Origin of the sequence: Corynebacterium pyruviciproducens ATCC BAA-1742, assembly GCF_000411375.1 — a bacterium.
GTDB lineage: Bacteria > Actinomycetota > Actinomycetes > Mycobacteriales > Mycobacteriaceae > Corynebacterium > Corynebacterium pyruviciproducens.
On record NZ_KE150448.1, the window covers coordinates 31,472 to 52,849 of the forward strand.

At 61.9% G+C, this 21,378-nt stretch carries 14 protein-coding genes and 3 pseudogenes; 9 read left to right on the forward strand and 8 right to left on the reverse strand.

The features are described 5' to 3' along the window. Positions 1 to 147 precede the first annotated feature (147 nt). Complete coding sequence (locus HMPREF1219_RS12890; protein ID WP_342662176.1) at positions 148 to 672, forward strand: trypsin-like serine protease; 525 nt, start codon at positions 148 to 150, stop codon at positions 670 to 672. Positions 673 to 842: 170 nt separating this feature from the next. After that, positions 843 to 1,823: a chymotrypsin family serine protease gene (locus tag HMPREF1219_RS12330; protein WP_016458747.1), complete on the forward strand. Its 981-nt coding sequence runs from the start codon at positions 843 to 845 to the stop codon at positions 1,821 to 1,823. On the opposite strand, the gene HMPREF1219_RS09675 is transcribed toward HMPREF1219_RS12330, so the two are convergent. Next, positions 1,820 to 4,180 (reverse strand): ATP-binding cassette domain-containing protein, encoded by a 2,361-nt coding sequence (locus HMPREF1219_RS09675; RefSeq protein WP_245554456.1) that lies wholly within the window; start codon positions 4,178 to 4,180, stop codon positions 1,820 to 1,822. The genes HMPREF1219_RS12330 and HMPREF1219_RS09675 overlap by 4 nt on opposite strands. 572 nt (positions 4,181 to 4,752) lie before the next feature. Between HMPREF1219_RS09675 and HMPREF1219_RS09680 the strand changes: the two genes are divergently transcribed. The 3 genes and pseudogenes from HMPREF1219_RS09680 (at position 4,753) to HMPREF1219_RS09695 (ending at position 8,659) form a co-directional block, all read left to right on the forward strand. After that, on the forward strand, positions 4,753 to 5,709 hold the full coding sequence (locus HMPREF1219_RS09680) for a DUF418 domain-containing protein (RefSeq protein ID WP_016458749.1): 957 nt from the start codon (positions 4,753 to 4,755) through the stop codon (positions 5,707 to 5,709). Positions 5,710 to 5,711: 2 nt separating this feature from the next. After that, positions 5,712 to 6,701 (forward strand): trypsin-like serine protease, encoded by a 990-nt coding sequence (locus tag HMPREF1219_RS09685; protein ID WP_016458750.1) that lies wholly within the window; start codon positions 5,712 to 5,714, stop codon positions 6,699 to 6,701. Positions 6,702 to 7,428: 727 nt separating this feature from the next. Beyond that, a pseudogene (locus tag HMPREF1219_RS09695) lies at positions 7,429 to 8,659 on the forward strand (IS3 family transposase). 296 nt (positions 8,660 to 8,955) lie between these two features. Here the strand turns inward: HMPREF1219_RS09695 and HMPREF1219_RS12650 are convergent. From HMPREF1219_RS12650 to HMPREF1219_RS09725, 5 genes and pseudogenes are all read right to left on the reverse strand, one after another. After that, positions 8,956 to 9,633, reverse strand: a pseudogene (locus tag HMPREF1219_RS12650) (DUF305 domain-containing protein). A 48-nt stretch (positions 9,634 to 9,681) separates the two neighbouring features. Then, positions 9,682 to 11,915: pseudogene (locus HMPREF1219_RS09705) on the reverse strand (copper-translocating P-type ATPase). Positions 11,916 to 11,967: 52 nt separating this feature from the next. Further along, entirely contained in the window at positions 11,968 to 12,264 is a 297-nt protein-coding gene (locus HMPREF1219_RS09715) for a heavy-metal-associated domain-containing protein (RefSeq protein WP_016458757.1), read from the reverse strand. A 178-nt stretch (positions 12,265 to 12,442) separates the two neighbouring features. After that, positions 12,443 to 13,570 (reverse strand): sensor histidine kinase, encoded by a 1,128-nt coding sequence (locus HMPREF1219_RS09720; RefSeq protein ID WP_016458758.1) that lies wholly within the window; start codon positions 13,568 to 13,570, stop codon positions 12,443 to 12,445. Next, positions 13,567 to 14,289 (reverse strand): response regulator transcription factor, encoded by a 723-nt coding sequence (locus HMPREF1219_RS09725; RefSeq protein ID WP_040427729.1) that lies wholly within the window; start codon positions 14,287 to 14,289, stop codon positions 13,567 to 13,569. The genes HMPREF1219_RS09720 and HMPREF1219_RS09725 overlap by 4 nt, the downstream gene beginning before the upstream one ends. A 403-nt stretch (positions 14,290 to 14,692) precedes the next feature. Between HMPREF1219_RS09725 and HMPREF1219_RS09730 the strand changes: the two genes are divergently transcribed. Both HMPREF1219_RS09730 and HMPREF1219_RS09735 read left to right on the forward strand, forming a co-directional pair. Next, positions 14,693 to 15,268 carry a CueP family metal-binding protein gene (locus tag HMPREF1219_RS09730; RefSeq protein ID WP_016458760.1) on the forward strand — a complete coding sequence of 192 codons (576 nt, stop codon included), beginning with the start codon at positions 14,693 to 14,695 and terminating at the stop codon, positions 15,266 to 15,268. A 70-nt stretch (positions 15,269 to 15,338) separates the two neighbouring features. Then, positions 15,339 to 16,820, forward strand: a complete 1,482-nt coding sequence (locus tag HMPREF1219_RS09735) for a multicopper oxidase family protein (RefSeq protein ID WP_016458761.1) — start codon at positions 15,339 to 15,341, stop codon at positions 16,818 to 16,820. Positions 16,821 to 17,256: 436 nt separating this feature from the next. On the opposite strand, the gene HMPREF1219_RS13270 is transcribed toward HMPREF1219_RS09735, so the two are convergent. Next, the gene (locus HMPREF1219_RS13270) at positions 17,257 to 18,138 is read right to left on the reverse strand and encodes a hypothetical protein (protein WP_245554457.1); all 882 of its coding nucleotides are present in this window, start codon (positions 18,136 to 18,138) and stop codon (positions 17,257 to 17,259) included. A gap of 111 nt (positions 18,139 to 18,249) precedes the next feature. Here HMPREF1219_RS13270 and HMPREF1219_RS09745 point away from each other — a divergent pair, with 111 nt between their 5' ends. Further along, positions 18,250 to 18,867, forward strand: coding sequence for a recombinase family protein (locus HMPREF1219_RS09745; protein WP_016458764.1), 618 nt, complete (start codon positions 18,250 to 18,252; stop codon positions 18,865 to 18,867). A gap of 476 nt (positions 18,868 to 19,343) precedes the next feature. Continuing rightward, complete coding sequence (locus HMPREF1219_RS09750) at positions 19,344 to 19,874, forward strand: DinB family protein (RefSeq protein WP_016458765.1); 531 nt, start codon at positions 19,344 to 19,346, stop codon at positions 19,872 to 19,874. 66 nt (positions 19,875 to 19,940) lie between these two features. On the opposite strand, the gene merA is transcribed toward HMPREF1219_RS09750, so the two are convergent. After that, positions 19,941 to 21,323, reverse strand: coding sequence for a mercury(II) reductase (merA, locus tag HMPREF1219_RS09755; RefSeq protein WP_016458766.1), 1,383 nt, complete (start codon positions 21,321 to 21,323; stop codon positions 19,941 to 19,943). Between the last annotated feature and the right edge of the window lie 55 nt (positions 21,324 to 21,378).

The window sequence follows — 21,378 nt, forward strand, 5'->3', positions numbered from 1 at the left end:
TACCAGGTCAGACCGGGCACAAACGGAGTCATTTCCGGGGTATAACGACTGGGCACGGATCGATTGGAACAACTCCGTGCGGTTGGGACCAAATAGATTTTCCGGCGATGCGCTAGTTGCGCCCTCAGAGCTTCGGCTGGGGAAAAAGTGTGTATTTATGGTCAAACGACACGTCGCGAAAATTGTGGACGCTTCATGGGAAATATGAACTTCCAGATCTTTATGGACGGCCTCGAAATCAATAGCGGGGACTCTGGTGGCCCATTGTGGGTGGAAGACCGTGGCCTGGTAGGAGTACTGACGGGGAAGGAAGGACGCACGGTATATAGCGGCCACGACAATTTCCTTGTCTACTCCTCAGCGTCTTTCCCCGGAGCCAATGGGCAAGATTATGCGCCGTTTGCAGATCAGCGCGTGATTGAAAAGTGGGCAGGAGTAAGAGACGGGTACCCGCGCGTGTCTTCTGCCCCAACGAGACCAGCTCCTCCCCGGTCCAGCGATGCTCCAGAGCCCCCTGCACCTGATTCAAATCCTGATACCACCCCGCATCAGCCCAGCGATGGCGGTTCGAGTGACCTCTCCCCCGAGGAGATTTGGGGCATCGTGGGTGGGGCAATCTCGCTCATCAGTGTCCTTGTAGGCCTTGCCAGGCAATTCGGCGTCATCCGTTAGGACCCAAACAGCGGTTAAATCCCCGCACACCCACGTCCACGGCAGTTTCGGGAGCTTTCGGGAGTTCTATGGAACTCACGGGAGCTTTCGTTAGCTGCGCGTGACCGCGCAATCAAGCGCAGCGTGAACCCGGATGCTGGAGCGCCTCCAGCGGTGCTACTGTTTTCGGCATGACAGTGCCCCGCACGTTCTTGGCCGCCGCCGTTACTGCAATCACGGTGGCGGGATCCGCAACAGCAATGGCGTCTTCCGCGTCCGCGGGTGACGTGTACACGGTGAGCCAGGGCACGCGCATCCTCGTCGGCGCGCCTGGGCACCAGCCGGGCGAAGCCTGCACCGTCGGCTACAACGCCCGTAGCGTGAGCTTCACCGCAGCGCACTGCGGCAACACGGGCGACTACGTCTACCTCGACAATGCTGGCGGCGCCATATCGCCGCCGTTAGGCACCCTCACCCGCAGCCGAAATTCGCACGTGGACGCGGGCGACGGAGCCAATGACTGGGCCGTCATCACCTGGAACCCTTCCGTCCAGCTGGGGCCAAACGGCTACTCCGGTAACACGGTACTTAACCCCAGCGCGCTGACACCCGGCGCGCAGGTGTGCGTGTACGGAAGCAGCACGCGCCGCGCGAACTGCGGACGGTTCGTGGGGAACGTGGATCTCGTGTCTTTTGCCGAGGGCCTCGAGGCTACCCGCGGTGATTCCGGTGGCCCGGTGTGGGTTGAAGGCACAGGCCTCATCGGGGTGCTTAGCGGCGCACACGAGATCCGCGTTCCCGCAGCCGAGGGCGGTGGGTCCATCGGCGGCGTGTACACGCGCGCTTCGGTCCCCGGGTTCGACGGTCGACCGGGCAGCTACGATGAGCGCGCCGCACTAATTACAGCCTGGGCTGGCATGAAAGATGAGCTGCCCAGCGTCCCCACCGTGCCGAGTGCCCATTCCGGCAGCGCCTCGTCGCCCGATGCGAGCACGCAGGGTGAGCTCAAGCTCTATGACAATGACGAGGCAGTGAACTTCGCCCTTCCAGCGCCGGTAGAGACTGCTTCAGCACCACTGTGCCCTGCCGAGATCTGGGGCATCGCGCTGGGCGTGATCGCCCTCATCGGTGTTCTCGTCGGGCTCGCCCACCACTTTCGGCTGGTGGGCTAGCGCCCCGAGCGCCCCACATCGCACCGCCTGCTAAGGCACCGCCCCGTCGCGGTGTCCATCCGCGCGAGCTCCGCGGGGGTCGCGTCGGCGATGATGGTTCCGCCGTCGCTGCCGGCACCGGGGCCCATCTCCACCACCCGGTCTGTCGCGGCGATGGCGGCCAGGTCGTGCTCTGCCATGACGACGGTATCGCCACGTGACACGATCCGCCGAAGCTCCCGGATGAGGAGCGTGGTGTCCGCGGGGTGGAGGCCGGTCGTCGGCTCGTCGAGAAGATAAATCGTCGTGCCGCGCGGGGTCTTCTGCAGGTGGGTGGCCAGTTTGATGCGCTGCGCCTCGCCGCCGGAGAGCTCGGGCGCGCCCTGCCCCAGGCGGAGGTAGCCGAGCCCCACCGCCTGCAGCGCGGTCAGCGCCTTCATCACGGTCTTGTCCTCGGCAAACACCTCAGTCGCCTCGTTCACCGTCAGTGCCAGCACGTCAGCCACGGAGTATCCGTTCCACGTCACCTCGAGGGTCTCCTCGTTGAAACGCCCGCCGTGGCAATCGGGGCACGTGGTGTACGAGCCGGGCAGGAACACGAGCTCCACCTCGATTTTCCCCTCCCCCTTGCACGTGGGGCACTGTCCCTTGTGCACGTTGAACGAGAAGTGGGAGACGTTCCACTTCCGGTTCTTCGCCCCCTCGGTCCCCGCGAACAGCTTGCGCACGCGGTCGAAGAGGCCGGTGTAGGTGGCCAGGCACGACCGTGGCGTCCGGCCGATCGGTTTCTGGGTGATTTCTACTAGCTTGTCGACGTCTTCATCCTCGCTCGCGGCGTGGGCAATCTCGGCGAGGAGGGTGGACTTGCCGGAGCCGCTCACCCCGGCGATCGCGGTGAATTGCCCGAGCCCCAGGTCGAAGTCGATCCCCTTGAGGTTGTGGCTCACCAGCCTTTTCAGTGGCAGCACCCCGGAGGCCTCCGACACCTTACCCACGGGTGCAAGCCCCCGGTGCGACAGGGCCTCGTAGGTGGGGCTTTCCACCCGGTAGTTCTGTGTGGGGCCGGAGTAGAGGACGCGCCCGCCACCCTCGCCGGCGAGCGGGCCGACGTCGACGATCCAGTCCGATTGGGAGACGATGTCCATGTCGTGCTCGACGACGATGACGGAGTTCCCGGCGCGGATAAGCCTGCGCAAGAGTGGAACCAGTGCCTGCCGTTCAGTGGCGTGGAGGCCCGCCGACGGCTCGTCGAGGACGTAGAGCACCCCGAACAGCCCCGACCGAAGTTGCGCGGCCAGCCTCAGACGCTGGAGCTCCCCGGCAGACAAAGTGGTAGTCTGGCGGTCCAGCGTGAGGTGTCCGAGTCCCAGTTCCAGGCACGAAGTGAGGATGGGTACCAGCGAACCGAGGAGGATGCGCTCGGCCTCGTTTCCCTCGGGTTGCCCCTGCACGAGGGGCGTGAGCTCCGACAGCGGAAGCGCGTTGAACTCGTCGATGTGGAGCCCCGCGTACGTCACTTGAAGTGCCTCGGGGCGAAGCCTTTTGCCCCCACACGTCTCACACGGGTGCGATTCCATGAAGGAGAGGGTGCGTGCGCGCAGCGTGTCCGACTGCGTCTGTGCGAGAGTTTTGTAGAGGTACGAGGATACTGACCGCCACGTCCCCTCGTAGGTGCGCTGCACCTGGTCGGCGCCACGAATCGGGTAGATGGTGACCACCGGCTCCTCGTCGGTGAAGAGGATCCAGTCTCGGTCCTTTTGGGGAATGTCCCGCCACGGTGTGTCCATGGGGTACCCCAACGATTCCAGGATGTCATGGAAGTTCTTCCCCGCCCACGCGCCCGGCCAGGCGGTAATCGCACCCTCGTTGATGGTGAGACTCGGGTCCTTCACCATGGATTCTTCGGTGGCGACGTGGACAATCCCTGTCCCCTGGCAATCCGGACACATGCCCTCCGGCGTGTTGGGCGAAAACGAATCGGAGTACAAAATCCCCATGCCTTTGGGGTAGGTGCCCACGCGGGAGAACAGCAGCCGTACGGTGTTGCTCATGGTGGACACGGTGCCCACAGTGGACCTGGCCGAACCACCCGATGTGGACTGCTCCAGCGCCACCGACGGCGGCAGCCCCGCGATCGAGCCCACCTGCGGGTCGACAGCGGAGGCGATGAGCCGCCGCGCAAAGGGCGCCACAGACTCCAGGTACCTACTCTGCGCCTGCCCATGGATCGTGCCAAAAGCAAGCGAGGATTTCCCCGAGCCGCTCACCCCCGTAAACGCCACAAGCTTCCCGCGCGGCACGTCCACATCCACATGCCGCAGGTTATGTAGGCGTGCGTCCCGAACCCGAATCATTCCATCATCAGCTGCAGTAGTCATATAGGGACGATTGTAGGTAACACCGTGAGCTAGATTCACAAAACCAAGCTAAAGCTACCCCGGATCCACCCCGGCGCCACCGCAGAACCACCGTTGGTGGATGCACCCCTGTATACCCGCCCGCGTGGCGACAACAAATTCGCTTGCACCTTTTGACTTTGCACCACAAGCGAACCAGGACATGTAAGCACCGCCATCTTCCACACTTTTGTCTCACATGGCCTAGCTCGCACTGCATCGCTTCTCCACAAACCACGCAGAGGGTCGCGCCAAAAAGGGGAAAATTGTCTCTCCTCCTAACTTAATTCCGTAGCTAAGGACACACTGGCGCCAAGGCGTGCTTACACCTCCTTCCTTTTTCTGTGGCACACAGGTGACACTTAAATGGCCGAATTTCACAATACTTTCCCCCAGAAAATACACAGATGAAAAAACGAGATTTACCTATTGTTCCCTCACTGAATTCCCAGTTAGGCGTGCTACAAATTGAAAGTCATTGTCACCACTCCACTTGAACAGCCACTTCTTATTGGAAGTGACTTCTATGGAGTAAGAGTAAAGGAGATTTCTGGGTGTCCACACCTTCACGAATCGTGGGGCTCGACATAGCCCGTTCACTTGCCATTATCGGCATGATCGTGGTCCACATGGCCTCCCTTCTTTGGAGTACCAAAGTTCTACTCTCGGGGATTCCTTCGTCCCTGTTCGCCATCATTGCCGGCGTCACGATGATGATCATCGGAAAAAATTTCACCACTACAACCTTCTTGCGGTTGCTTACCCGTGGCGGACTCGTCATGCTCATTGGCTTGGCGCTCCTGCCTGTCGGCGGCGAGATCCACATTGTGCTCGTAGCCATGGGGCTCACCATGATGCTTGTTTCCTGGGTGCCGCCACTGGGAATATGGTGGAAACTGGCCCTGTTTGGTTTAGCGACAATCGCAGCCACCATACGATACGCTCCGCTAGCACTGATCCAGATCTACCCCCTATTGGCCTGGATCGCCTTCTTCCTGGGCGGGATGCTGCTCTTTGAGGTCTACCTCCGCCGGTACTTTGATGGCGCAGCGGAAGCCCCAGGGCTATATGGAGCCAAAACGCGCTGGAGCGTAACTGCCCTCAGTGCTGTCATCACTGCCGTTGGCATGTATTACCGTTTTACTCCGAATATTCCTGGTTGGCTCCGCTTCACTGGCCACACCGGCGTCGCCGGAGAAATCCTTCTATCGGTGGCCTGTGCTGCAGTGGCTTTGCACGCGTGCCTCATCATTGGAGAGCGTATCCCCCAGCTTTCTTACCCCTTCGCTGCGATGGGATCAATGTCTTTGACCATCTACATTCTGCACGTGCTCACGGCGAACTACTGGCAGCACCATATCGCGTTGCACTCCACCGCATCCGCCGCCGGATTCATCATCTTCTTCCTTATTTTTGCCACAGCGTGGAAAAAAATCATCGGTCAAGGACCAGCAGAAAAGCTCGTGGCAACAGCCGTAAGAGCACTCGTTCCAGCTAAGAAAGGGAAATAACAGTGGGAAATTTACGTCGTACAGCCGCAGCCATTGCTGCCGGATCACTCATTTTCTTTACCGCCCCAGCACACGCGCTAGAACATGGCGAACCAGCCCCGGCCAACTCAGAAAGTGGATCGGTAGCCTCATTGAAGATTGGCAAAGTGGGCAATTTCGGTGATTGCACCGGAACACTTGTGGCGGACCAGTGGATCCTTACCGCCCGTCACTGTCTGGAGTCAGTAAATAACGAGGGCACCCAGGCACGCCTCGGCGACCAAATATATGATGCCGACTCATGGGCGCTTTCACCCACCTCTGATGCGGGGCTCCTCCACCTCACACGGAAAGTAACCACCGCCACTCCAGCTACCGTATCCTCACAGGTTCCTGCGAAAGGCAAGGTGGGAACTCTGTACGGCTGGAGCAGCAGCTCCTCCATGGCACGCAAAGGTCAACTCCCCATGACACGCATGGAGGTCAAGGAGCTCCTCGGTGGCACACCGGAAACCCCCGATATGACAACACCCGATGCCACCCCTCAAGTCGATTCCACCGACTCTATCCCCGGCGACCTCGCTGTGCCTGCAAACCAGGTTCCTACTACAGCCGGTACGGGCGACTCTATGCCCGCAAACGGCGCAGTATCGCCAGTATTAACCAGCCCCATTTTGAACGCCTTCTCTACGTCAGGGGCAGGAATGCAAGGTGGCGATTCCGGCGGACCATTCTTTGTCGATGGTGAACTCGCCGGTCTAGCTACAGCCGGTACCGCCGATGGGGACCCGAATCTCCCCTCGCCTAGCGCAGCCATCACCACACTAGCAGGTACCGCAGACTGGATAGAAGGCGTGATCAGCGGCAAAGACACCGCCAGCGTCCTCACTGCTGATACAACTCCCGCCCCACCCAAGACTGTGCAAGCAGCAAGCGACCACACGTGGGTCTACCTGGGAATTGCACTAACAGGAATTGTTCTAGCCACAGCGTGGTCTCGCATCCGCCGTTAACCACGAAGGCTCCAGCGTGCGGGACGATGTTCCCACTCCGTCTCATACGGCACTGATGTGGACGAGTTGGAATGTGGGGCCCGGGGCATACGCCCAGCCCCACGCGGAGTCTCTGACTCCCTGATATTGGTCACTTTCGTGGTACCCGCGCCCCGACGAAAATCGGTGAAACCTGACTAGATATACCAAGCCGATGAGGCCTATGAGGGATCCCAGGTGTGTCATTGAACCGCACCTGTGTACAACATTCCTTGACTTATACCACGATTGACACAACCTGGCTACCATTCGATTCCAGAAAATTCTCGATTTTTCAAGATTGCCCACGAGTTCGTCCTTAGCTTGGCTTTCAGCGGATCATCCAAGGCTGGTTCATGATCCACCTGCGTGTGACGCCATGCAGGACATCCTCCACAGCGACACAATCACCCGGTCCAATCCAAGTGCAACCCATGTTGCACGTCATAGTCTTTCAGACCTGTTGTGTGCCAAATCCCCAGCTTTTCACTTCAGAGTGTGTCACAGGAAGAATTCCTTTTGTCACTCCAGCTGGTTGCCGGTTTTTCGGGGAATTCCGCACAGACTAGATTCAGCTCAAGGGGTGTTTGAGGATCGGCAACGTGCCCCTTTAAGCGCTAGGTTGAAAACCATGAAACCACGAGCCTGACCCCCGTTTAGTGGACACGCTGGAACTGGTCCAGACTGGACCGGAGAAAGCAGAGACACTTTGCCGAAAAACACTTACTCCGATGAATTCAAAGCCGACGCGGTCCAGCTCTATGAGACCACCGAGGGGGCCTCGTATTCCTCGATCTCGGAAGACCTCGGGATCGCGCGCGGCACGCTGAAGACCTGGATCCACAAGGCCTGTCGGGACCGAGGACAGATTCCCTCGACGTCCCCCGCTGGTGCCGACCAGGGACTGGACCTCGAGGATGAGCTGGTCCGCCTGCGGTCAGAGGTCCAACGCCTGAAAGCTGAAACAGCGAAGCTGACGACCGAGCGCGACGCCCTGCGCAAGGCGGCCAAATATTTCGCGGGAGAGACGACCTGGTGAGCCGCTTCCAGTTCGTTGACGACCACCACACCACCCACGGGGTGAAGCGGTTGTGCCAGGTACTCGACCTGAACCGGTCGAGCTTCTACAGATGGTGGGCCGGACGCGACGCCCGCGCCGCCCGCCGAGACGTCGACAAAGCGCTGGTTAAGCGCATGCGCGAGTACCACCAGGAATTCGACGGCACCATCGGAGTCAGGAGAATGACCATCGAACTCAATAAGAAAACAGTTCAGCCGATCAACCACAAACGCGTGGAACGGCTGATGCGCACCCACAACATCATCGGTGTGAACCTACGTAAACCGAACAAGACCACGGTCAAGGACCAGGGCGCACGCGTTGTCGATGACTTCCTCAAACGCAAGTTCCGGGCTGAGGCACCGAATCAAGTCTACGTCGGCGACATCACCTACCCGCCCTGTGGCCAGGGGCAATTCCTCTATCTGGCCACCGTCATCGACGTGTGCTCCCGGCGTCTGGTCGTCTGGTCGGCTGGTCGATCGCCGACCACATGCGCACCAGTCTCGTCGAAGACGCCCTGGAAAACGCGGCCCGGGCGCGGGGCTCGTTGGCCGGGGCCGTATTCCACTCCGACCACGGACGGCAATACACCTCCTCAGCCTTCCAGACCACCTGTCGGCGGCTGGGAGTACGCCAGTCGATAGGCCGGATCGGCTCGAGTGCGGATAATGCGATAGCCGAGTCGTTCAACGCCTCCCTCAAGCGAGAAACTCTCCAAAGTGCTCGTGGGTGGGACTCTGCCGAGGTGTGCCGTCGCGAGGTCTTCCGGTGGGTCACCCGCTACAACACTCGCCGACGCAACTCAGCCCTGGACTGCCGCTCGCCCCTTGCCTTCGAGACCGCGACGACGGCTGCTACCGTAGGCCTCGTTGCCTAACTGACACCAACGCCGTGTCCACTACTCGGGGGGACACCCCCAACCCAATCAATGCTGCCCTGCCGACAGACCAGGCCGGCCGTGTGAGTATCGGACAATAATGCGTAGTCCTCCAAGGGTCTGGACACAGGAGCTTTCCCCTTTCCTCAGTGGTGCGACCAGAGGGAGAAGAAACATCCACCCCGGTGCACCCGCTGCGGCGACAACGACCCATCGCCCGCAGCAGGTGGCAATCGTCACGGTTATCCCTCTTTTTCAGATTCGTGTCCTCGAGATCAGAAAAAGACGGGGACCTGTCATAGGTCAGTGAGCATCTGGGCGATCTCGGCCTCCTGGTCGTTGATAATTTGTTCGGCCAGGGTGATCGCATGGCGATTCTGGCCGTCAGCAACCTCGTCACAGGCCATGTCGACCGCACCTTCGTGGTGGGCGGTCATCTGCTCCAGGTAGAGGCAGGCAGCCTGGGTGCCCTGGGCTTCCTCAAGGGCTGTCATGTCCTCCTGGCTCATCATCCCGCTCATGCCACCCATCTCGCCGTGATCCATTCCACCCATCTCGTCCATGGTCCCCATGCCCGCAGAGTCGGTGACCGGCTGCTGGCCCCAGGCCTTGAGCATAGCGTTCATCCGGTCAATCTACGGTCCCTGGGCGTCAATAACCCCCTGGGCAAACTCCACAACCTGGGCGGGGATACCCTCCTTGGCCAGGAGCATCTCACTCATCTCCACGGCCTGCTGGTGATGGGGGATCATCATCTGGGCAAACATGATGTCCGCGTCATTGTGATCGGCGGAGATCTCCCCGTCCGCCTCAGTCGTCGCCGTGGTGGTCTCGGTCGTCTCAGCGGTAGTCGTCGCTGTGCTGGTGGCCGAGGTGGTGGTGTCGGTGTTGCCTGACTCGGTGGCCTCACCGCAGGCGGCTAGCGCCAGGGTGGAGGCCACGGCGAGAGCGGAAAGAACAAGGGTGCGCCTCATGGTGGAGCCTTTCAGGGGCATATGGGGGCAGTGGAGAGAAGTGGTGGATCAGTGGACGGCGGTGGATGCCGGAGTAGGCCTGGTGTGTTCCTCCTTCGACTCGGTCGGAGCCAGGTGGGCCGGATCCAGATCAATACGGCGCAACAGCTGGGCGTTCAGGGCCACCACGATGGTCGAGGCAGACATCAAGATCGCGCCCACGGCCGGGGACAGCACGAACCCGATCGAGGCGAGCACTCCGGCGGCCAGCGGCACGGCGAGGATGTTGTAGCCAGAGGCCCAGATCAGGTTCTGGATCATCTTGCGGTAGCTGGCCTGGGACAGCTCAATCATCGACAGCACTGCCCGCGGGTCATCACTGGCTAGGATCACCCCGGCAGATTCCATGGCCACATCCGTGCCAGCACCGATGGCGATACCGACCTCCGCACGGGTCAGAGCGGGGGCGTCATTGACACCGTCACCGACCATGGCCACGCTCAGACCTCGGTCCTGCAGCTGCGTGACCTTGGTGTCTTTGTCCTGGGGCAGTACCTCGGCGAAGACCTCATCAATGCCTAAGTCCTGACCGACAGCGTGGGCCACCTGCTGGGCGTCGCCGGTGATCATCGCGACTTTCACCCCGCGGTCCTGCAGGGCTTTCACGGCGGCGCGGGATTCGGGGCGGATCTTGTCCTCGACGGCCACCGCACCGATGATCTGACCGTCGCGGACAATATGGAGCACACCAGCCCCACGCCCGGTCCAGGCGCTGGTGGTGTCGGTGAGCTCGGCCGGGGTGGTGAGGTTGAACTCGCGCAGCATGTTCGGCCCGCCCACGAGGATCTCAGCGCCATCGACAGTGGCCCGGACCCCCGGCCGGAGGCGGCGCTGAAACCAGTTGCACGGATTTGCCGACGGGAGGCCTCGGGATGGGCGGCCGCGGCCGCCACGATGGCGCGGGCCACGGGGTGCTCGCTGTCGGCCTCCGCGGCGGCGGCCAGGGCCAGCAGCTCGCCCTCGGTGACGCCGACAGCTGCCGCGACACCGGTGACCGCGTGCGCACCCTCGGTCAGGGTGCCGGTTTTGTCGAAGAGCACCACGTCGATGGTGCGCATCCGCTCGAGCGCCATTCGGTCCTTGATGAGCACCCCGGATTTCGCGGCCCGCTCGCTGGAGATCGCAATGACCAGCGGAATCGCCAGGCCCAGGGCATGCGGGCAGGCGATGACCAGCACCGTGACCGTGCGCACCACGGCATCGTCCGGGCTGCCGATAATGGTCCACACCACCGCGGTGATCAGAGCGGAGATCAGCGCGAACCAGAACAACAACGCCGCCGCCCGATCCGCCAGGGCCTGGGCCCGGGAGGAGGACTCCTGGGCGTCGGCAACCATGCGTTGGATCCCGGCCAGGGCGGTGTCCCCGCCGGTAGCCTCCACCCGGATGCGGACGGTGTTGTCGGTGGCCACGGTACCGGCGACCACCTTGTCACCGGTGTCGCGGAAGACGGGACGGGATTCGCCGGTGATCATCGCCTCATCGAATTCGGCGGCTCCGTCGAGGATGGTTCCGTCGGCCGGCACCCGGGCACCGGCCCTCACCAGCACGACGTCGTCGACGACCAGCTCGGAGATGGCCACGGTGCGGGTGGTCCCGTCGATGACTTTCTCGGCCTCATCCGGCAGCAGGGCAGCCAGCGCGTCAAGCGCGGAGGACGCGGCCCCGAGAGCGCGCATCTCCAGCCAGTGGCCCAGCAGCATGATGGCTACCAGCAGGGCCAGCTCCCACCAGAAGTCCAGGTCAAAACCGCCCAGCCCCAGAGTGGTGGCCCAGGAGGCGACAAACGCCACGGTGATGGCCATGGCGATCAGGAGCATCATCCCGGGTTGGCGGGATTTCAGTTCTTTCCATCCGCCCTTGAGGAAAGGCGTTCCGCCGTAGGCGAAGATGATCGTGCCCACCACCGGGGGGATCCAGGTGGATCCGGGGAATGCCGGGAGGTGGTAGCCGAGCAGGTGGGCGACCATGGGGCTGAAAATAACGACGGGAATGGACAAAATCAGCGACCACCAGAAGCGGTCCCGAAACATTGCGGTGCTGTGTCCGGCGTGTTCGCCGTGACCATGAACGTGGTGATCTTCGTCCAGGGCGGAATGCGGATGATCGTGGGGCATCGCCTGGCCGTGGGTGTCGGCATCTGCGCGGTGTTCGTGGCTGGCATGATCCGGGTGGTAGGTGTGGTCTGTTTCCGGAGCGGGGTGATCACCATGGTGATCGCCGGAATGGTGGGGAGTGCTCATGACGTTCCTTTCCACTCAACCCGGTCGGGGTCGAGATAATGGGTAAAACTTATCAGGATAAGACGGTGTAGCCGGCGTCCTCGATGGCCCGGCGAACCATCTCCGGAGGTACGACACCGGTGACCGTGACGGTGGAGACACCACCAGCAGCGAGATCAATCTGGACGTCGTCGACCTGGGGGAGGGCCTGAAGGGCCTGGGTCACGCTTTTCGCGCAGTGCCCGCAGGTCAGGCCGGTGACCTGGTAGCTAGGGGTAGACCCCCCTGCTGACGAGTCGCTGGTGGCAGGGATGGAGGCGGTGTCGACACGTGAGGCAGGTCCGCAACAGCTGCAGCCGTGGGAGGCCATCGGCAAGAGGCGGGGCGGGGCGGGGAGATGATCATGGGAAAGCTCCTTCGGTTCGGTGGGGTGCGGCGATGCCGCTCTCTAGCGTATACCCCCCGGGGGTATAATTCTCTAGCGTATACCCCCCGGGGTATATTTTCAAGGGGTGGAGGGCACGGCACTCACGCGGGGCAGGGTGTGGTCACCGAGCAGCCTCCTCACTGTCGGAAGGGGACAGCGGGAGGCGGAGGGCAAACACCGCTCCGCGACCGGGTCCGGGGGAGGTGGCGGTGAGAGTGCCGCCGTGGGCCTCGATCAATGCCTTGGAGATGGTCAGACCGATACCGGACCCGCCGTTGTCCCGGCTGCGGGCGGCATCCCCCCGGTAGAAGCGTTCGAAGATGTGTCCGAGCTGGTCAGGTGGGATGCCCTCGCCGTCATCGGCGACGTGGATGAGCGCGGTGGACGCCCCCTGTCGGTGGACGCTGATCCGGACCTGCCCGCCGGCCGGGGTGTGCCGTAGCGCGTTCGACAGGAGATTGCTCATCACCTGGCCGAAGCGTTGCCGGTCCACGACCACCCGGGCGGTGTCCGTAATGGTCTCGACCTGTAAATCGACGCCTTTGTCAGCATAAGCTTCCCCCGCGGCAGCAGCGGCGGTATGGAGCAGATCCCCGAGCCCTTCCTCTGCCAGGTCCAAATCGATCCGGTGTTCCTGGGCCCGGGAGACATCGTCAATGTCTTCCATCAACCGGGTCAGGCGGGTGAGTTGGTCAGCCATGATCGTGTGGTTGGCATTATTCCAGTCCACGACCCCGTCCTGGAGACCATCGAGGTAGACCGTGAGCACCGATAAGGGGGTGCCCATTTCGTGGGCCAGATCAGAGAGCATCTGGCGGCGGACCTGTTCGGTGTGTTCCAGCCGGTCGGCCATGGTGTTGAAGGCATGCGCCAGGGTGGCGACCTCGGGGCCTGCTTCTCCGGCGGGCACGCGGATACGGGAGTTACCGGCCGCCAGGCTGGTAGCGGCGCGGGTGAGATTCTGCAGAGGGGTGCGCAGACGACGCGATAACCACAGGCTGGCCAGTAGGGCGCTGATCAAGGCAGTGGGCAGCGCGACGGCCAGGGTGATCAGGTTGGCGTCCCGGTAGGCCTGCTCGGCATGGAACAGCTCCAGCGAGGGGTCCTCCCGGCCGGCCATCAACATATGATCATGGAACAGGGTCGGGCCCACCATCGTGGCCACGGCCGCAGCCACCAGCAGGCTAATCACCACGACCAACACCTGGGCGGCCAGGAAGCGGAAGGTCAGGCCGGGTCCGCGATTCATGGCTGCCCCACCCGGTAGCCCACGCCACGCACGGTGTCGATAAACCCCCGGCCTCGGGTGTCGGTGCCGAGCTTGCGACGCAAGTTGCCGATGTGGACATCGACGATGCGTTCATCACCGACCCAGGTGGTGTCCCAGACCTCGGTGACCAGGTCGTGGCGGGTCAGCGCCTGGCCGCGGCGCAGGGCCAGGGCAACCAGCAGCTCGAACTCCGTGCGGGTGAGCTCCACGGTCGTCTCCCCCACCCGCACCTGATGGGCGACGGGGTCAAGGATGAGGTCACCAACGATCAAGGGGGCGGTCACCTGCGGTGGGGTGGTGCTGGTGCGCGGGCGGCGCAGCACCGCATGCACCCGGGTCACCAGTTCCCGGATGCTAAAAGGTTTGGTGATGTAGTCATCCGCCCCCAGGGTCAAACCGCTGATCTTGTCGTCCTCGCTGCCACGCGCGGTGAGCATGAGGATGTAGCAGTCCGAGAAGGTGCGGATCCGTCGGCACACCTCCAGGCCGTCGAGTTCGGGCAGCCCCAGATCCAGCACCACAACATCGGGGGAAAAGCGACGGGCCTCGTCCACGGCCTGGATGCCGGTGTGCGCCTGACGGGTATCGAAGCCTGCCCGGATGAGGTAGGAGGCCACCATCTGAGCCAGGGGTTGTTCATCATCGACGACCAGCACCCGCCCCGGGGGCGTAGCGGTGGTCGGTGTGTGTTCAGCCATAGACCCCAGTATCGCTCCGGCCATGGGGGAATACCACCCTCGCTCAGTGCCCAGCGGGAAATCTTCATCAAATCTTCAAACATCACCCTTCGACCGCCGTCACACCTGTGCCCCACCCCGGGCCGGCGGCATCGCCTCACCTAGTCGGTTCAGCAGGCGTCACCAGGGATTTCACTGCCTGTACCGCATACCCGGGGCGGGTAGAAGGACATCGCCCACGGCTGTGGAGTGGTGTCCCGGTGGTGACCCAGCTCACATAACTCACCCCCCTTTTCGCCCTGTTATAAGGCTGTGAGCCGGTTTTTCATTTCTAGTCCGTCAGGCACCCGTGCAAGATAAAGAAATGGCACCGACCTTGAGGCGGTGTCTTCTCACAGTCTTACCACGAGCTAAGGAGATTGACGTGAAACGAGCAGCGATTGCAGTCGCCGCCCTTGCCCTCGCCCTCACGGGGTGTTCGGCCGCCGACCCGGAACCCACGGCCGACGGGACGGTGTCCCAAGATACATTCCTGACTACCCATGGCCTGGCCGACATGGACGCGGTGGAGATCATTGATCACCTCGACCGGCAGAAGGTCACTGAGCGTCCCACAGATCTGATCGCCTCAGTGCGTGCCGATGAACTGCTGCTCTCGAGCGGTGACCAGGAAGTCGTGGTCGATCTTCCCGACAATCAGACGTATGTCTCGATCGCACCCTATCTCACATCCACCCACGACTGCTTCTACCACAGCCTCACGACCTGCCGGGGGGAACTCCGCAATGAGGATATCCAGGTCAAGATCACCGATGAGGCGACCGGTGAGGTGCTGGTGGACGAAGCGACAACCACCTTCGACAACGGGTTTATTGGCTTCTGGCTTCCCGATGATGTCACCGGCCTGATTGAGGTCAGCTACCAGGGGCGTACCGGCACCGCAGAGTTTTCCACCGCCGACGACGGTGCCACCTGTGTCACAGACCTGCGCCTGACGTGATGACTCAGCAGGGTCCTCACCTGCGCCTGTCTCCCGTGTCACTGAATTCTTACACCAGAAAGGTTAAATCATGACCAACGCGTTTTCCCGACGACAGTTTCTGCTCGGCGGGCTCGTCCTCGCCGGTACCGGGGCCGTGGCCGCCTGCACCAGCGACCTTGGACCCGCTGCCTCGGCACCAGGTCCCTCCCTTCGCCCCACTCCCACCCCCACTGCGCTCGGTGAGCCGACGGTGCGCCGGACACTGACCGCCCGGCCCCTCTCCCTGGATATCGGCGGCATCGAAGCCAAGACGTGGGGATACGTCTCTGACACCGGGGATGCGGCCATTGAGGCCACCGCCGGCGACGTCCTCCAGGTCGATATCACCAATGAACTGCCTGAGAGCACCTCCATCCACTGGCATGGCATCGCACTCCACAACGCAGCCGACGGTGTGCCCGGCATGACCCAGGACCCCATTGAACCTGGCGAGTCTTTCTCCTACGTTTTTGAAGTCCCCCACGGTGGCACCTACTTCTACCATTCCCACTCCGGCCTGCAGCTTGATCGTGGCCTCCACGCCCCACTGATCATCCGTGACCCGCAAGACGCTGAGGACCAGGACGTCGAGTGGACCATCGTGCTCGACGACTGGGTCGATGGCATTCAGGGCACTCCCGACGATGAGCTCGACAAGCTCACCGGAATGGGTTCAGGCGACCATAACGGGAAGAAGGGGATGGGAGGTCACGGCCATATGATGCACGGCACCCCGGACCGGGTACTGGGCGGGGATGCCGGCGATGTGATGTATCCGCACTACCTCATCAACGGACGTATCCCCCGTGCTCACCGGACCTTCGAGGCTCGCCCGGGCGACAAGGCCCGCCTGCGGTTTATCAACTCCGGCGGTGACACCATCTTCAAGGTGGCCCTCGGTGGTCACCGCATGACCGTCACCCACACCGACGGCTTCCCTGTCCAGCCCTGGGAGACCGAATCGATCTACCTGTCGATGGGCGAACGTGTCGACGTCGAGGTCATACTCGGCGACGGCATCTTCCCGCTCACGGCTTTGGCGGTGGGTAAGAACGACCGCGCCTTCGCCGTCATCCGCACCGCCAGCGGCCAGGCCCCCCACCCCGATGTCAACTTCCCCGAGTTGTCGTCCACCGGACTGCTTCTGTCCTCCCTGAAGCCAGCAGACCGTGCACTCCTGCCCGAGGGCACACCAGACCGAGAAGTCAGCATCGACCTGGGCGGGCAGATGATGCCGTATGAATGGAGCATTCTCACCGACGGCCAATCCTCCTCCGCGACCGTGCAGGAGGGCCAGCGCCTGCGGATGGTCATGCGCAACAGGACCATGATGCCCCATCCCATGCACATCCATGGCCATACGTGGGCACTGCCCGACAGCGGCGGACTACGCAAGGACACCGTCCTTCTCCGCCACGGTGAAACCATGATCGCCGACCTGATCGCTGACAACCCCGGTGAGTGGGCATTTCACTGCCATAACGCCTATCACATGGCAACCGGGATGTTCAGCTCGCTTCACTACAAGTAACCCCCACAGCAGGGTTGAGTGCCGAGGTGGGCAGAGTCGCTGCAGACCACCCACCGGGCAGCACGATGGCCTTCCTCGGTGTTGTGGTCCTCCGGAACAACCAGAACACCGTCTTCTTCCCCACCGCCTCGGAATAAGGAGATCTAATCCATGCCGAGCACACCCCGCAGAGCCGCCATCGCGGTTGCCGCGGTGCTCACCGCCGTGACCCTGGTGGCCTGTTCCTCCCCGATTCCCCGGAGGAGATAGCTGGGTAGCAATGGTGAGGTGACTGTACGACGGCCTACAGTGCATTGCGTCGCGAAACTGGCGTATTGCCTACATGCAAGCGCGCAGCCGTTGGGGCTGTATAGTCAGCTGGCCTAGTAGCACTTCATCAAGTGGGCCTCGCCCGGTAGCAGTAGCACTCTTATAAACCTCAGATAGTTTTAATTTACTAATCCATTAAAGTAGAGAAGGTGACCTCGTGGCCGGGGAGCACATCGTAGACATAGTGCTCCCACTTTGGCTCCTGTAAGAGGTCAAGCTTCTCGTATGGGAGTTTAATCACTGCAGGAAGCGGAGTATTCAGGCTTTTAATATTCCAGATCTTCTCCTCGGCTTTATCGGGCAGAATGACCTCTTCGCGGGTGATCGGCTGCGCCATGACTCCGTTTTGGTCCACAAGGAAAAACTCATCCTTGCCCTGTGGGTAAATGACCAAGTAGCAGGTGGACTGCTCTGCTCCCGGCACCGTCCTCTTTCGGTTGCTAGTCCGGAAGTATGACAGCGCGCTCCCCCACCTCCGAAAAATTCTGAGTCGAAAGTTCACATCGGTCAGGCTAGTTTCGTAGCTAGAGAACTGTTCGTCCCAGCCACCTCGAGCCTCAAGACCTATTTGTCCGAGAAGAGCAAGCGCAGTAATAGGCCGTGTTGTCCTGGCTGTAAAGACTTGATCAGCGAGAAACTCCACCAGATCATTAACTGTCTCCACGCAGGTACGTAGTTCACTTGATGCTGTTGCAAACTCGCGTTTTGACGAAAACAGCTGATCTGCCAGCCGTGGTGCGCTGCGCTCTGTCCGAGTAGCGAGCAAACGGGAATTCCTATTTGCAGCAGCACCACACTGTTTATCCGAGGGCAATGTTGCTGGCCTCGCAAATTTTGGTTTCAGTACTCGTCTGCACTCGGCGTCAAAAGTTCCGAAGTCCTCTGCATCGAAAGACAGACGCACATACTTGAAGGGGAAACCTTTCCGGTCGGAATGCGGATGGGGCAGTGTAAAATCTGCGTCAAACAGAAAATCGTGTCCCTTTAATGGTTTTTTCATGACGTTCACGTGACGTAGGATAAATAACGGGTTAAGTGACAAAATTGGATTTTTTGACCTTGGGCGATATTTTTCCGACGGGTGTCACGTAAACGATCGTATAAGTGATGAGAGAACACTATGGCACTGATTGGTTATATGCGGGTCTCGAAGTCAGACGGATCGCAGACCACGGATCTGCAACGCGACGCGCTCCTTGCCGCCGGCGTGGATCCGGGGCACCTGTATGAGGACAAGGCCTCCGGCAAGAGTGAAGACCGACCACATCTCGACGCGTGTCTCAAGGCGCTGCGCTCCGGTGACACCTTGTTGGTGTGGAAGCTCGACCGGTTGGGCAGGAATCTGCGTCACCTGGTCAACATCGTCCACGATCTCACCGCCCGCGGCGTCGGCCTGAAGGTGCTCACCGGTCAGGGTGCGGCGATTGACACCACCTCGGCTCAGGGCAAGTTGGTCTTCGGGATCTTCGCCGCCCTGGCCGAGTTCGAACGCGAGCTCATCTCCGAGCGCACCAAGGCCGGCCTGGAATCAGCCCGGGCCCGCGGACGCAAAGGGGGGCGGCCGTTCAAAATGACCCCGGCCAAGATGCGCCTGGCGATGGCCTCGATGGGTCAGCCGGAGACCAGCGTGGCGGCCCTGTGCCAGGAGCTCGAGATCACCCGTCAGACCCTCTACCGGCATGTCTCGCCGACGGGGGAGTTACGGGAGGACGGACGGAAACTACTGTCCGGGAGTTGAGGTCTTACCTGCAGTTCGGGTGTATTGCCGTATTTCCGGGATCATCTCGAGAATGCCTTGTATATATGAGGAATCGCTGTAGAAAAATCGAAGTGGGAAACGTACGCCTCGCTGGAGGATCAGTGTCGATTACCCCGGCCGATATAAGGTCCATGCTGACGAATCAGGCTTGCGCTCTTGGGTACCTACGGCCGCCGCTTCGTGCTGCAGTTTTCCGACACTTTGTGCCGTCGATCGGCTGCAGGGCAGAGGTCTGACGGTGCTAAAATTCTGGTGAACCGGCACCCGCACCTGGACACGTGTGCTGGTTCATCAGTGCTCTTTCGTGCCGCGAAGTCTCGTACTTAGCTGGCTGGGGACGGTCAACCACAGGCGTCCCATTTCCCAACACGGAGACCCCTGGTCTGGGGCAAGTGTGTGGTGCGATGATGAGATCGAAGAATCGGTGGAAGCCTGCCCCCGGGAAGAAGACAACGATGACGGGTCGTACTGACATCACAGCCGGCTACGGGCGGGCCTGTGCCGAGTTGGAAGGCGTTCTCTCCCGGGCCAGGGACGCGGAACTGCGCGAGCGTAGTGCGGGTACCCGCTGGACCAATGAAGAACTGCTGTTTCATATGGCCTTCGGTTATATGGTGGTTCGCACATTGTTACCTCTGGTCAAGCTTTTCGGTCATCTGCCGCCCTTGTTCAACAACGCGTTCGCCCGTCTGTTCAATGCCGGTATCCGACCTTTCGACTGGGTCAATTACTGGGGATCGCGTGCTGCGGCCCGGGTCTACAACCGCCACCGGATGGCCCGGAAACTTCGCCGCCTCACCACCACCCTGGCCGCCCGCCTGGAGAAGGAATCCGAGGAGTTCCTGGCACTGCGGATGGCGTTTCCCACCCGCTGGGATCCGTTTTTCGACGCCGTGATGACTGTGGCGGATGTGTACGCCTATCCGACGTTGCACTTTGATTTCCATGCCCGACAGCTGAGTTTTCCCTTTGACACCGACGGATGACGGTGGCCCCTACGAGGGGGTTCTTGTCATGGAGCTAGTGTTCACGACCGAGGGAAAAGGGGGTGGTCAGGCGCAGCAGGAGGTGGGCATCTGGGTGCGAAACAACCCGGCGGTCAGGCGCAGACTCTCGGCCATCGTGAGGTAGGGCGCCCAGGTATCGGCCAGGTCATCGACGGTCATACCCGCCGTGATGGCGTAGGTGGCAGCCAGCATGATCTCCCCAGCCCCCTCGGCCAGGGCATGCACTCCCACAACGGTTCCGGTGACCGCGTCGGCCACGATCTTGACCGCCCCGCGGGTATCCCGGTTGACCAGTGCCCGGGGAATTTCCGACAGGTCCAGCACGCGGGTGTCATACGCCAGTCCGTGGGCACGGGCCTGAGCCTCGCTCCACCCGGCGGAAGCCAGCTGGGGACGGGTGAACACCACCGCGGGCAACCCGGTGTACTCCACCCGCGCCGCCGGCTGCGTGCCCAGGGCATTGAGTGCGGCCACTTTGCCCGTGGCCGCGGCGACATAGACGAACTGCGGGGCCCCGGAGACATCCCCGGCCGCCCAGATCCGTGGAGTGGAGGTGCGCTGATGGTCGTCGACGCTAATAAAGCCCCGCTCATCGACCTCGACGCCGGCTGCAGCCAGGTCCAACCCGTCGGTGGTCGCCGCCCGTCCCGTGGCCACCAGCAGCCGCTCACCCCGGACCTGCCTACCGGAGGTAGTGGTCACCACCGCCTGTCCAGCATCGGTGCCGACGTGCACCGCGTGCTCCTCAACCATCGCCAGACCGTCGTCGAGGAGGATCTCGCGCAGCCTGTCAGCCAGCTCCGGTTCCGCCCGCGGGGCCAGGTGCCCCACCAGGGATACCTGGGCACCGAGCTGGGCGAACAACTGGGCCTGCTCCAGGCCGACATAACCGGCCCCGATGATCACCAGGGAGTCCGGGACCTCGGTCAGCTCCATGGCCGTGGTCGAGGTCAACCAGTCCACCTCCGACAGTCCCGGCAGGGCCGGGGCAGCTGGCTGGGCCCCGGTGGCTACCAGATATGCCCGGGCCCGAAGTGGTTGACCATCCACCAGCAGGGTCTCGGGGTCCAGGAACCTGGCGTGGCCTTCCCGGATCTCGAAACCATGGGCGGCGGCCACATCCGCGTACTTCATCTCCCGCAACTGGTGAACAAGGTCGTCTTTCTGACCCACCATCGCCGCCAGGTCAACTGGCCCGGCCGTGGTCGAAACCCCGGCAAACGGATTGTTGAGCGCGTCGTGGCGGGCGGCGGCCGCGGCCAGCAGGGCCTTGGAGGGCACACACCCGATATTCACACACGTCCCCCCGAGCGTGCCGCGTTCGATGAGGACCACCGTATGACCCGCCTGCCGGGCAGTAATCGCGGCGGACATCGCCGCACTGCCCGAGCCGATTACCGCCAGCTCAACCTCATAGTCCTGCCTCATGAACCCTCACCTTTCCCCTAGCAACTGTGTCTGGGACCAACATACACCTTCCAGT